The sequence below is a fragment of the Hydrogenovibrio halophilus DSM 15072 genome (genome assembly GCF_000384235.1).
Lineage (GTDB): Bacteria > Pseudomonadota > Gammaproteobacteria > Thiomicrospirales > Thiomicrospiraceae > Hydrogenovibrio > Hydrogenovibrio halophilus.
Window position 1 is genome coordinate 333,556 of sequence record NZ_KB913033.1, and the last position, 12,864, is coordinate 346,419.

General features: G+C 55.4%; 13 protein-coding genes. 4 read left to right on the forward strand and 9 right to left on the reverse strand.

Features of this window, described 5'->3' with window-relative positions:
• Positions 1-56: 56 nt before the first annotated feature.
• From tadA to guaB, 3 genes are all read right to left on the reverse strand, one after another.
• Positions 57-536: a tRNA adenosine(34) deaminase TadA gene (tadA, locus tag A377_RS0101655; RefSeq protein ID WP_019894366.1), complete on the reverse strand. Its 480-nt coding sequence runs from the start codon at positions 534-536 to the stop codon at positions 57-59.
• Between the two features lie 9 nt (positions 537-545).
• A complete protein-coding gene (gene guaA, locus A377_RS0101660; protein WP_019894367.1) occupies positions 546-2,126 on the reverse strand; it encodes a glutamine-hydrolyzing GMP synthase in 1,581 nt (526 codons plus the stop codon).
• Between the two features lie 127 nt (positions 2,127-2,253).
• Positions 2,254-3,714 (reverse strand): IMP dehydrogenase, encoded by a 1,461-nt coding sequence (gene guaB, locus A377_RS0101670; RefSeq protein WP_019894369.1) that lies wholly within the window; start codon positions 3,712-3,714, stop codon positions 2,254-2,256.
• A 378-nt stretch (positions 3,715-4,092) separates the two neighbouring features.
• Between guaB and A377_RS0101675 the strand changes: the two genes are divergently transcribed.
• A complete protein-coding gene (locus A377_RS0101675; RefSeq protein ID WP_028485174.1) occupies positions 4,093-4,425 on the forward strand; it encodes a hypothetical protein in 333 nt (110 codons plus the stop codon).
• A 139-nt stretch (positions 4,426-4,564) separates the two neighbouring features.
• Here the strand turns inward: A377_RS0101675 and A377_RS0101680 are convergent, their stop codons facing one another.
• Positions 4,565-5,230 (reverse strand): energy-coupling factor ABC transporter permease, encoded by a 666-nt coding sequence (locus A377_RS0101680; protein ID WP_019894371.1) that lies wholly within the window; start codon positions 5,228-5,230, stop codon positions 4,565-4,567.
• A 130-nt stretch (positions 5,231-5,360) separates the two neighbouring features.
• Between A377_RS0101680 and A377_RS0101685 the strand changes: the two genes are divergently transcribed.
• Complete coding sequence (locus tag A377_RS0101685; protein WP_019894372.1) at positions 5,361-5,774, forward strand: RDD family protein; 414 nt, start codon at positions 5,361-5,363, stop codon at positions 5,772-5,774.
• 4 nt (positions 5,775-5,778) lie between these two features.
• On the forward strand, positions 5,779-6,618 hold the full coding sequence (serB, locus tag A377_RS0101690; protein ID WP_019894373.1) for a phosphoserine phosphatase SerB: 840 nt from the start codon (positions 5,779-5,781) through the stop codon (positions 6,616-6,618).
• 87 nt (positions 6,619-6,705) lie between these two features.
• Here serB and A377_RS0101695 read toward each other — a convergent pair whose 3' ends face one another.
• Positions 6,706-7,710, reverse strand: coding sequence for an MBL fold metallo-hydrolase (locus A377_RS0101695; RefSeq protein ID WP_019894374.1), 1,005 nt, complete (start codon positions 7,708-7,710; stop codon positions 6,706-6,708).
• 154 nt (positions 7,711-7,864) lie between these two features.
• On the opposite strand from A377_RS0101695, the gene A377_RS0101700 reads away from it, so the two are divergent.
• Positions 7,865-8,302, forward strand: coding sequence for a SufE family protein (locus A377_RS0101700; protein WP_019894376.1), 438 nt, complete (start codon positions 7,865-7,867; stop codon positions 8,300-8,302).
• Between the two features lie 86 nt (positions 8,303-8,388).
• Here A377_RS0101700 and htpX read toward each other — a convergent pair whose 3' ends face one another.
• From htpX to gatC, 4 genes are all read right to left on the reverse strand, one after another.
• Positions 8,389-9,285, reverse strand: coding sequence for a protease HtpX (gene htpX / locus A377_RS0101705; protein WP_019894378.1), 897 nt, complete (start codon positions 9,283-9,285; stop codon positions 8,389-8,391).
• A 136-nt stretch (positions 9,286-9,421) separates the two neighbouring features.
• Positions 9,422-10,858 (reverse strand): Asp-tRNA(Asn)/Glu-tRNA(Gln) amidotransferase subunit GatB, encoded by a 1,437-nt coding sequence (gene gatB / locus A377_RS0101710; protein ID WP_019894379.1) that lies wholly within the window; start codon positions 10,856-10,858, stop codon positions 9,422-9,424.
• A gap of 13 nt (positions 10,859-10,871) precedes the next feature.
• Positions 10,872-12,326, reverse strand: a complete 1,455-nt coding sequence (gene gatA / locus A377_RS0101715) for an Asp-tRNA(Asn)/Glu-tRNA(Gln) amidotransferase subunit GatA (RefSeq protein WP_019894380.1) — start codon at positions 12,324-12,326, stop codon at positions 10,872-10,874.
• 50 nt (positions 12,327-12,376) lie between these two features.
• Positions 12,377-12,670 (reverse strand): Asp-tRNA(Asn)/Glu-tRNA(Gln) amidotransferase subunit GatC, encoded by a 294-nt coding sequence (gene gatC, locus A377_RS0101720; RefSeq protein WP_019894381.1) that lies wholly within the window; start codon positions 12,668-12,670, stop codon positions 12,377-12,379.
• Positions 12,671-12,864: the final 194 nt, after the last annotated feature.

Here is a 12,864-nt window from a genome sequence, read left to right on the forward strand (position 1 = left end):
TCCAGCCATTGAAAACCGGTTTGGGCGACGAAAAAAGGGGGACGGGATTGGGCCGTTCAGCGTCGTTTGGCGCGAAAAAACGCTTTCAACTGATCACTGGCCTGAGACTGACACAGACCGATGTCGGTGGCAATACGATGGTTCAAACAGGGGTGCGCCACCAGATCCATCGCACTGCCGGCCGCGCCGGTGCGTGGGTCGGTTGTGGCAATGACCAGACGGTGGATGCGCGCATGCACCATGGCCGCCGCGCACATCGGACAGGGTTCCAGAGTCACATACAGGGTCAGGTCGGGCAGACGGTAATTCTGCAACACGGAACCGGCCGCGCGCAACGCCACAATTTCGGCGTGCGCGGTCGGATCATTCTGCTGAATCACCCGATTCCAGCCAGCGGCCACCTCGTTTTGCTGCGCATCAACCAGCACCGCGCCTACCGGCACTTCGCCTTCCTGTTCCGCCTGTTCCGCCAGTGTCAGCGCCCGCTGCATCCAATGCCAGTCGGCTTCGCTGGCCCATTCAGGCAGAGAAGGCATCAAGCAGCCTTACTCCCATTCGATCGTGGCGGGCGGTTTGCTGGAAATGTCGTAGGTGACACGGGTAATGCGCGGGATTTCATTGATGATGCGGTTGGACACTTTTTCCAGAAAATCGTACGGCAGATGCGCCCATCTGGCGGTCATGAAATCCACGGTTTCCACGGCCCGCAAAGCGACCACATAGTCATAACGACGGGCATCGCCCACCACACCGACCGACTTGACCGGCAAAAACACCGCAAAGGCCTGGGACGTTTTGTCGTACAGCCCGGCTTCGCGCAGTTCGCTGATGAAAATATGGTCGGCCAGACGCAGAATGTCGGCGTACTCTTTTTTGACTTCGCCCAGAATACGAACGCCCAAACCCGGTCCCGGAAAAGGATGGCGATAGACCATGTCCGAAGGCAACCCCAGGGCCACGCCCAGTTTTCGGACCTCGTCCTTGAACAGTTCGCGCAAAGGCTCCAGCAGTTTCAGGGTCATGTCTTCGGGCAGACCGCCCACATTGTGATGCGACTTGATCACTTTGGCCTTACCGGTTTTGGCCCCGGCCGATTCGATCACATCCGGGTAGATGGTGCCCTGGGCCAGCCAGTTGACCTCGGTCAGTCTGGCGGCTTCGGCATCGAACAATTCAATAAAACTGTGGCCGATGATTTTGCGCTTTTCTTCCGGATCGGACACACCGGCCAGCTTGTCCATAAACGCATCCACCGCGTCCACCCGGATCACCTTGATCCCCATGTGGTCGCCAAACATCGCCATGACCTGATCGCCTTCCTGATAACGCAACAGCCCGTGGTCAACAAACACACAGGTCAGCTGGTCGCCGATGGCCTTGTGCAGCAAAGCCGCCACCACCGAGGAATCAACCCCGCCCGACAGGCCCAGAAGCACTTTGTCTTTGCCCACGGTTTCCCGAATCCGGGCCACACTGTCGTCAATGATGTTGCCGGTGGTCCAGAGCTTTTCACAGCCACAGATACTGACCACAAAGCGTTCCAGAATGCGGGCACCTTGCAGCGTATGCGTCACTTCCGGGTGAAACTGAATGCCATAAAACCGTTTTTGCTCATCGGCCATGCCCGCCACCGGGCAATTCCCGGTGGAAGCCATCAACTTAAACCCGTCTGGCATCTGATCCACGCGATCCCCGTGGGACATCCACACATCCAGCATGCCATAGCCTTCTTCGGTGACATGGTCCTCGATTTTATCCAGCAGTTGGGTATGGCCCCGTGCACGCACCTGCGCGTAGCCGTATTCATGCTCACTGGAATGAATCACCTTGCCGCCCAACTGTTCGGCCATGGTCTGCATGCCATAGCAAATGCCCAACACCGGCACCCCCAGCTCAAAAATCTGTGGGGCCGCAATCGGCGCATCGTCACCGGTCACGGTTTCCGGCCCGCCGGACAGAATCACCCCTCTGGCCCCGAAGTTTTCAATGGTGGTCAGTTCGGTATCCCAAGGTTCGACTTCGCAGTAAACCCCAATCTCACGGATGCGCCGCGCAATCAACTGGGTGTACTGCGAACCGAAATCCAGAATAAGAATGCGGTGATCGTGAATATTGGGCTGGGTCATTGTAAAAGTCTCTTAGTGATTGAACAAACGGAAGAAGTGAACATCAAAAGGGGGTCAGGCGGCATCCAGATGCCCACCTTGACAGGGTCTTTTGACCAGGCCTGGTCAAAAACCAGGCCTTCTGGCATCAGACGCGGTAGTTCGGTGCCTCTTTGGTAATGGTCACGTTGTGAACATGGCTTTCGGTCATGCCCGCCCCGCTCACACGCACAAACTGGGGCTTGGTATTGAATTCACGGATGTCCTTGCAGCCAGTATAGCCCATGCTCGCACGGATACCGCCCACCAACTGGTGCAGAATCGGGGCCAAAGGCCCTTTGTAGGCCACACGTCCTTCAATGCCTTCCGGGACCAGTTTGTCTTCGGCATTGGAAGACTGGAAGTAGCGGTCAGACGATCCCTGTTTCTGAGACATCGCACCCAGCGACCCCATGCCACGATAGGATTTGTAGGCCCGGCCCTGATAGTACTCGACCTCGCCCGGCGACTCCTCGGTGCCGGCAAACATGCTGCCCAGCATCACACAGGACGCACCCGCCACCAGCGCCTTGGCCACGTCACCGGAGAAACGGATGCCACCATCGGCAATCAGAGGCACACCGGTGCCTTCGAGCGCTTCGGCCACGTTCGACACAGCGGTAAGCTGAGGCACGCCCACCCCGGAAACCACCCGAGTGGTACAGATCGAACCCGGGCCGATGCCGACCTTGACCGCGTCCGCTCCGGCCGCGACCAGATCTCTGGCTGCTTCCGCCGTGGCGATGTTGCCGCCGACCACATCCACTTGCGGGTAGTTGTCCTTGACCCATTTCACCCGATCCAGCACGCCCTTGGAATGGCCGTGCGCCGTGTCCACGACCAGCACATCGACACCGGCCTTGACCAGTGCCGCAACGCGATCCTCGGTCTCAGCGCCGGTCCCCACGGCGGCTCCGACACGCAAGCGCCCATTGGAATCTTTGGCCGCAAACGGGTGCTCGGAAGATTTCTCCATGTCTTTGACTGTGATCATGCCTTTGAGGCGGAAGCTGTCATCCACCACCAGCAAGCGCTCCAAACGGTGTTCGTGCAAAAGTTCCAGCACTTCTTCACGCTGAGTCTTTTCCTTGACGGTGATCAACTTGTCTTTGGGCGTCATGATCTGAGAAACAGGCTGAGTTTCGTCCACCAGATAACGCAGATCGCGGCTGGTCACGATCCCAACCAGATCATCACCATCCATCACGGGTGCGGAGGAGACACGATTGGCCTTGGTTTTGGCAAGGACCTGCTCCACCGTGTCCGTCACCTGCACGGTGATCGGCTCCAAAACGACCCCATGTTCATATTTTTTGACCTTGGTGACCACATGCGCCTGCTCTTCGATTGACATGTTTTTGTGCACAATCCCGATGCCGCCTTCCTGAGCCATGGAGATCGCCAGACGGGCTTCCGTCACCGTGTCCATGGCCGAAGAAACAAACGGAATATTAAGCTCAATATTGCGTGACAAGCGGGTTTTCACCGACACATCGTTGGGCAATACCGACGACTTGGCCGGCACCAGCAATACGTCGTCGAATGTCAGGGCTTCTTGCAGAATGCGCATAGTGATTTCCACCTTATAATGATTTTGGATGAGACCTTTTCGCAAAAGCGAGGTCTCCTTATGGGTCGATCAGTATTTTTTAACCAAGTGACAACAAAGGCGGCGCCCCGCCAGCACACCGGACTTTTAAACCTTTTTTCAATGACTTATGCCAATGACAGGCTGACTGACCGTGGCCATAAAGACGTTGGCCTGAAAAATTGCGTTCATTATAAAGATTGACAGCCTCCGGGTAAACTTAATAAGTTATACAGCCATACGATAAATGTAAAAAAACCGCTGTTTGGCGGGTTTCTTACTTTCAATCGTAATTCGTAATGTTTAGAATAAGTCTCGCGAGAGAAAACAAATAAGCTTATTCAAATCCTGGAGGATTCAATGAAGAAACTATTCACAGCCGCAGCCGTTGCCGCTTCCCTGACACTGGGTGCGTGTGCCAACATGCAGTCTAACGATCTGTCTACCTACAATGGTGTTATGGCCGAAGCCGCTGCACAGCACGCCATTGCCAAAGAAAACGGCAATGTCTGGAAACAGAAGAAAATGAAAAAGCCATACGTTGATCACTATATGGCCAAAGCCGAAGAAGCCAAGCAAAAAGGCGACGACGCGGCCGCAATGAAATTCGCCAAAGAAGCGTTGAAATCTGCGCAAGCGGAAGTGCGTCAGACGCAAAACCACGCTTCCACCACACCTGCCTGGCTGAAGTAAATCGCACGATTTGCTCAGGCATGAACACAAAAAAACCGGCTTTTGGCCGGTTTTTTTGTGCCTGTCGAACCCCTGAAATCGGAATAACCAGGCCTGGTCAAAATGGCGGTTCCGCCTTCGTGGTCACTTTCCGTAGCGGTCACTTACCATTCAAATACTGTTCGTCGGTAAAGCAGCTGACCCATTGCGGTTTCATCAGCACCAGCGCCGTCAAGATCAATCCATTAACAAAGCCTTCGGGAATCACCAGCAACGGAATAAACGGCAGAAAGGACTGTTCCAGTTTTTCCGGCGTCTGAGCCCCGCTCAGCCACATGGCCGACGCCGACAGCATCAGGGTCACAAGCACACTGAGGCCGGCCGCAAAAAACCCATTGAGCAGCACAAACACAAAAAAGTTGTGTGCCAGATACACATAGGCCAGACGCGCGATCCACCAAACAAGCAAGATCGGAATCACCCCCATCAGCACCGCATTGACTCCGAACATCAACAGACCGGCGCCACCAGTCAGGGTCACGCCCAGCAATGCCAGAGACGCGGCCATGATCGCAAACTGGGGGCCGAACATCATGGTCACCAACGCGCTCATCAAAAAATGAAAGGTCAAACCACTGCCCACCGAAGCAGCGACTGACCACAGAAAAAACAGCAGAACCGATGTGGCCAGAAACACATGCTGCGCTTCCCGATCTTCAATCTTGTGCCAGGGAGCCGTGCGAAAACTCCAGAACAGCGCCACCAGATACACCACAGCGCCCCCCAACATCCAGCCATGCTCAAAGCCCGTATCGTGCAAATTCATGCGCTCCCCCCTTTTGACACCTCCGCACATCAACCGGATCGCTCTGACACAGTCACCGCGAAACCGGTATAATGCCGGATTATGTTGTTTGAATCATTACCCTCTAGTTTAGCATCATGAGTTTCGCATTATGCCACTGGCGATAAAGATCCTGCTCGCGTTCGCCTACGACCTGATTTTGCTCTGTGCCATCTGGGTGGCGGGCGCCTTCCCGTTTGTGCTCTGGCAAGGCGAAGGCTTTCAGCGCAATCCCTATGCTCTGGTCGGCTTCCAGGCCTACCTGATCGGTCTGACCTACCTGTATCTGACCTATTTCTGGACCCAGAATGGCCAGACACCCGGCTTGCGGGTCTGGCGTCTGGCCCTGGTCAGGGAAGACCACTACCTGATGCCACGCTATCAAGCCAATCTGCGGTTTCTGGCCGGCATTCTGCTTTTCTGGATCGGCTGGCTCGGGCTTTTCACCCCAATGAAACGCACCTTGCAGGACCGCCTGACCGGCACACGCATTCTGCCCTTAACCTCGATCAACCCCGGACATTGAACCTATGCCAACCATCATCCTTCATACCGACACCTTGAAGCAACCGCACCGTGACCTTTTGAGCGAACAATTCGGCACCGAACCCACGGCCAAAGACGGGCACTTCCGCCTGACGGCTTCCGGCACTGTGGACACCCTGAAGCGCAAATGCCAGACGCTGTCTGAAAAATGGGAACTGGACATCAATGTGCTCGCAGACGATTTCGATCCCAAGCGGATCAAACTGCTGATCAGCGACATGGATTCCACTCTGATCGGCATCGAATGTGTGGACGAAATCGCCGACATGATGGGCATCAAACCCCAGGTCGCGGCCATCACCGAAGCCGCCATGCGGGGCGAACTGAATTTTGAAGAGTCCCTGAGCGAACGGGTGGCATTACTCAAAGGGCTGGAGACTCATGCACTGGACCGGGTCATGCAGGAACGGCTGGTGCTGAACCCAGGCGCAGAAAAATGGATTGAAGGCCTCAAGGCGCGTGAGATTGCCTTTGCGCTGGTCTCGGGCGGCTTCACCTATTTCACCGACCGGCTCAAGACCCGACTGAAACTGGATTACACCCAGGCCAACACCCTCGAAATCGATCAGGGGCGCTTGACCGGCCGGGTCCAAGGCGCCATTGTCGGCGCCGAGGCCAAAGCCGATTTTCTGCAGGCACTGTGCCAGCAGCATCAACTCGACTGCACCCAAACCCTGGCCATCGGCGATGGCGCCAACGACCTGAAAATGATGCAGGTCGCCGGACTGAGCATTGCCTATCACGCCAAACCGGCGGTGCAGGCACAGGCCGATGTCAGCCTCAATCACAGCGGTCTTGACAAGGTGCTGGACCTGCTCGCCTGAGCCTTTTACGCCCACAAAAAACCCCGAAATAACCAGGCCTGGTCAATTCGGGGTCGGATCACGCCAGCCTAAACGCTGTCAGATCGGTTAAAACAGGCTCATTTCGTATTCCTGCATGGCCACATTGATAAACGTCCCCAACGTACTCTCATAACCCGGCCACTGACTGGCCACATTTTTCATAAACGGCTCTTCTTGAATGACGGGCTTCATCTCAAAGTCCGACATCCCTTCTTCGTACATTTCACCTACCCGGGTGTAAAGCACTTCCATAAACGTCAAGCCGTCTTCGATCAAGGTCTGATCATCATGGTCGCCATGCATGGGCACAAACGTTGCCAGATTCATGGCTTTCACCTGCTTCAGGGCGTCAATGGTGCCTTGAAAAGAACCGTCTGCCATATTGGCAATGCGGCGCATGACGGTATCGCCCATAATCATGGTTTTGTCTTCTACCACTTCCACCGTCAAATCCGACTTGGTATGCACCGTGCCGAAATAATGAATCTTCAAAGTGGTGTCACCCAGTTCCCACACTTCGCCGCCGTTCAAATCCTTGTCGGGCAAGGTCATCACGGTGCCAGTGATTTTGTTGTCACTGTTGTTCTGCATGAAATTAAACCAGAACTCGTCCTGGCCGTTTTTCAGCGCCTTGCGGCAATTGGGGTGGGAATAAATTTCCACATCCGGATAGGCCTGAACAAAGGCGTGATTGCCCAGCCAGTGATCGCCGTGTTCGTGGGTATTGATGACTTTGATCACCGGCTTGTCGGTCACTTTTTTGATCTGACGCAAAAGCATTTCACCGATCTGAACCGAGCTGCCGGTATCGACCACCACCACGCCTTTTTCGGTCACAATGAAATTCGGGTTGGAGAAAAACGCATAGTTATCCGGGGTCGGAATGGATCCCATCGCCGGCACATAATACACACGTTTGGAAGCCTGGATGGCGTCCACATCCGGAACCGCCGGACCCTTGAATTCACCCAAGTCTTCGGCATACAAAGGATTGAGCGCCGAAGCGCCGACCAGACCGGCCGACAACCCCAAAGCATTACGTAAAAACTGGCGACGACTTTGCGTTGACATAGCATTCTCCCATGATTTATCGCTAAAAAACAAAACCCGAACAGTATAGCCAAACGCCTGACTTTGTACAGACGCACAATGCACAAAAATCAGGGAACACCTGTTCAGCAAGCCCGACTCTGATAAAATGGCGACATCAAAATGGAGCGTCAATATGAACTTTACCCCGCCGGACAAATCGATCGAAGCAGTGCAAGCGGACCTGGTCAAACGCTTTACCCATTTCGACAACTGGAAAGACCGCTACAAATATCTGATTGACATGGGCAAAACCCTGCCGGACCTGGCGGAAGAACGGAAAACCGAGAGCAACCGCATTCACGGCTGCCAATCGCAAGTATGGCTGGCCATACAGGAGCACGATGGGCGACTGTACATGCAGGCCAAAAGCGATGCGGCCATTGTGTCCGGTCTGATCGCCCTGCTTCTCAAGGTCTACAACGGGCGCACACCCCAGGAAATCACAGACGCCCCGCTGGACTTTCTGGGCGAAATCGGCCTGTTGCAACAACTCTCCCCCAATCGCTCCACCGGCCTGTACCACATGATCAAACGGATCAAGGCCGAAGCCCAGGCGCGCCAGTCTGCCTGAGCGCTCACGCCCACAACCGCAAACCCCACGCACAAAAAAAAAGGGCCATCCGGCCCTTTTTTATGTCACATTGTGGCGCGCTTGCGTTACGCCACCTTCAGTTTCTCCTGAGGGGTGTTCTGCAAAGACGCGATGCGGTCTTCCAAAGGCGGATGCGAACGGAACAGATCACCGAATTTTGACGGTGCGGCCGAAATACCAAAGGCCGCCATCTGATCCGGCAACTGCCCGGGCTGCATTGTCTGCAGACGCTGCAGGGCCGCGATCATGTTTTCCTTGCCAGCCAGATAAGCCCCGCCCTTGTCGGCATGAAACTCACGGTAACGCGAGAACCACATGGCAATGACGCTGGCCAGAATGCCCAACAGAATCTGAGCGACAATGTCGACCACGATAAAGGCCAGACTGTGCCCGCCTTCCTCGTTTTTCAGAATCATGCGATCCACAATGAAGGCCGCAATCTTGGCAAAAAAGATCACAAAGGTGTTCAACACCCCTTGCAGCAAGGCCATGGTCACCATGTCGCCATTGGCAATGTGCGCCACCTCGTGCCCAAGCACCGCTTCGACTTCGTTCTGGGTCATGGCGCGCATCAAACCGGTGGAAACCGCCACCATGGATTTGTTTTTGGTCATGCCGGTGGCAAAGGCATTGGGTTCCGGCGCATCATAAATCGCCACTTCCGGTGCTTTGATCCCGGCTTTCTGTGCCTGACGATGCACCGTCTCCAGCAACCAGCGCTCATCCTGCGTACGCGGCTCCTCAATGACCTTGGCGCCAGTGGCCATTTTGGCCATCCACTTGGACATCGCCAGCGAGATAAAGGACCCGGCAAAACCGAACACCAGTGCAAACGCAAACAGGTTGCCCAAATCCAGGCTGGTGCCTTGCATGTAACTGCCGACACCCAACAGGTTCAGGGTAATCATGGCCACCGCCAGAACGGCGATGTTGGTTAATAAAAACAAGCCAATGCGTTTCATGCGTTGAAACCTCCAGGGTAACGTTGATTCAAATGGGCGGACTTCTCCACCCAAGCTTTCCTTAATATAAAGATTTTTTATCTGGATTCAAGTTTTATTGAATGACAGACCTGTTTTTAACCAGGCCTGGTTAAAATCAAGCCTGCGCCAGCCGCGCCTTGAGAACGGCATTGACCTGCGCCGGATTGGCCTGCCCTTTTGACGCCTTCATCACCTGCCCCACAAAAAAGCCCAACATTTTTTCCTGACCGGCCTGATACGCCGCCACCTGATCCGGGTGCTCGGCCAGCACCCGGTCCACCATCTCACCGATGGCGCCTTCGTCCGTGATCTGCTTGAGTCCTTTGGCCTCAATCACATCATCGGCATGGCCTTCGCCGGCCCACATGGCGGCAAAAACCTGCTTGGCCATTTTGCCTGAGATGGTGCCGTCGTCGACGCGCGCCATCAGACCCGCCAGCATTTTGGCGGAGACGGGTGAACGATCGATTGTCAGGCCGTCCTGATTCAACGCCTTGGACAGATCGCCCATCACCCAGTTGGCCGCTTTTTTTGCCTCGCCGGTCAGATCCACCAGGGTTTCAAAGTAATCGGCCATGGCGCGCGAAGCCGTCAACATCTGGGCATCTTCCTGCGACAGACCCCAGTTTTCCTGGTAACGGACCCGTTTCGCGTCCGGCAGTTCCGGCATGGCGCGCGCTTCCTGATCAATGTCCGTCTGCTCAATCACCACCGGTAACAGATCGGGGCACGGAAAATACCGGTAATCATTGGCTTCTTCTTTTTCGCGCATGGACCGGGTTTCATTGCGCTCCGGGTCGTAAAGACGCGTTTCCTGAATCACTTCGCCGCCGGATTCAACAATCTCAATCTGACGTTCGATTTCAAACTCAATCGCCTGTTCGATAAAACGGAAAGAGTTGATGTTTTTCAGTTCGGCCCGGGTGCCAAAAGGGGTGCCCGGTTTGTGAATCGACACATTGGAATCCACCCGAAAAGAGCCTTCCTGCATGTTGCCATCACAGATGTCGAGAAACTGCACCAGCTCATGCATTTTACGGGCATAGGCCACGGCTTCCTGAGCGGAACGCATGTCCGGTTCGGACACGATTTCCAGCAGCGGGGTGCCGGCCCGGTTCAAATCCACCCCGGTCATGCCCGGAAAGGCATCGTGAATGGACTTGCCCGCGTCTTCTTCCAGGTGCGCACGGGTGATGCCGATGCGCCGGGTCTGTCCGTCCACCTCAATGTCCAGACTGCCCCCGTCCTCGACGATGGGGTAGGTAAACTGGGAGGTCTGATAGCCTTTGGGCAAATCCGGATAAAAATAATTTTTGCGGTCAAACACCGAACGCCGTCCGATATTGGCCCCCACCGCCAACCCAAAACGGATCGCTTTGGGAATCACGGCTTTGTTCAACACCGGCAACTGCCCCGGCATGCCCAAATCCAGCAGATTCGCCTGAGAATTCGGCTCCGCCCCATACGCAATGGGAGAGCCGGAAAAAATTTTGGTGTGCGTGGTGAGCTGGGCATGAATCTCCAGACCGATGACCACTTCCCAATCTTGCATTTTTACGTCTCCCTTAACGATAGTCGGTGGCCACCGCATGGTGCCAGTCCGTGACCTGCTGGTACTGGTGCGCCAACTGCAGAATCTTGTGCTCTTCAAAATAAGGGCCGACAATGTGCAGCCCCACCGGACGTCCGCGGGCAAAACCGGCCGGAATCGACATGGCCGGCAGACCGGCCAGATTCACCGGAATGGTATAAAGATCGGCCAGGTACATGCTGACCGGGTCATCGGTTTTTTCGCCGATGTCAAACGCCACCGACGGCGCCACCGGCCCCACAATCAGATCGCACTGCTCAAACGCTTTGACAAAGTCGTCACGTACCAGCCGACGCAGTTTCTGCGCCTTGCGGTAATACGCATCGTAATAGCCTTCGGAAAGCACATAGGTCCCGACCATGATCCGGCGTTTGACTTCGTCGCCAAAGCCTTCCGAACGTGAGCGGGTGTAAAGGTCGTTCAAATCTTTTGGAGCCTCGCAACGATGGCCATAACGCACCCCATCAAACCGTGACAGGTTGGAGGAGGCTTCCGCCGGCGCCAACACATAATAGCTCGATACCGCCAGGTCCTTGTTGGGCAGATGAATGCGGACAATCTCTGCGCCCAGCTTTTCCAGTTCGCCAATGGCCTGCTGAACCGTTTCAGCCACATCGGCCTCCAGCCCTTCGGAAAAATACTCTTCGGGCACGCCGACTTTCATCCCCTGAACGGAACGGGAGAGATCGCGACTGTAATCGGTGCTTGCCAGGGCAACACTGGTGGAATCACGCTCATCCAACCCGGCCATGGCTTCCAGCAACCAGGCCGCGTCTTCGGCGGAGCGGGCCATGGGGCCACCCTGATCAAAACTGGATGCGTACGCGATCATGCCGTAACGGGACACGGCGCCGTAAGTGGGTTTGATCCCGCTGATGCCGCAGAACGCCGCAGGCTGGCGAATGGACCCGCCCGTGTCCGACCCGGTTGCGACGGGTGCCAGACCGGCCGCCACCGCCGCAGCCGAACCGCCGGAAGACCCCCCCGGTACCGCGCGATGATCCCAGGGATTCAGGGTCCGGCCATAGTAACTGCTCTCCGTGGAAGAGCCCATGGCGAACTCATCCATATTGGTTTTGCCCAGCATGGGCATGTCCAGAGATTTCAGTTTTTCGACCACCGCAGCGTCATAGGGCGACAGAAAATTGTTCAACATTTTTGAGCCGCAACTGGTTTTGACATCCAGTGTGCAGAAAATGTCTTTGTGGGCCACCGGTATGCCGGTCAGACGATGCCCTTCGCCCCGATCCAGCTTCGCATCGGCCGCTTGTGCCATTTCCAGCGCCAGCTCCGGCGTGACCGTCACAAACGCATTGAGTTCGCCATCAAACCGGGCAATCCGGTCGAGAAAGTGCTGAGTCAATGCCACACTGGTAAGTTCACGGCTTTGCAACCGCTCACTGAGCGTTTTTAATGATAAATTGTGCATGTGTCTCTCTGGGTTACGTGTGCATTCGTGTTGATTTGGTCAGCAGCCTGTCAGACCTGCTCGATCACCTGTGGCACCAGATACAAACCTTTTTCCGCTGCCGGTGCAATGCGCTGATAACGCTCACGCTGATCCGTTTCCGTGACCCGGTCCTCGCGCAAACGCTGAACCTGATCCAGAGGGTGCGACATCGGTTCGACCTGATCCGTCTCCACCGACTGCATGGTTTCCAGTACATCAAGAATGTGATTGAGCTTGCCCGCCACTTGACCGGCCTCTTCCTCTCCGACCGACAAGGCGGACAAGCGTGCGATGGCGGCGACATCCTGTTTTTCTATGGCCATAATCCTGATCTCTCCGGTAGATTTGCGCTGAAAACAAAACGCCTTTTTCAGAGGCGCTCTGCCCCCAATCTAAAAATCCGATTAAAGTACCACATTTGCCCATTTACCGGAAGCCATGCCCGCCATTTTTCCCGAAATTGGCTGCCAACTCGGACGCTTGTCGAGCCAATATGTGCTTTTTGTGTGAAAAGGAT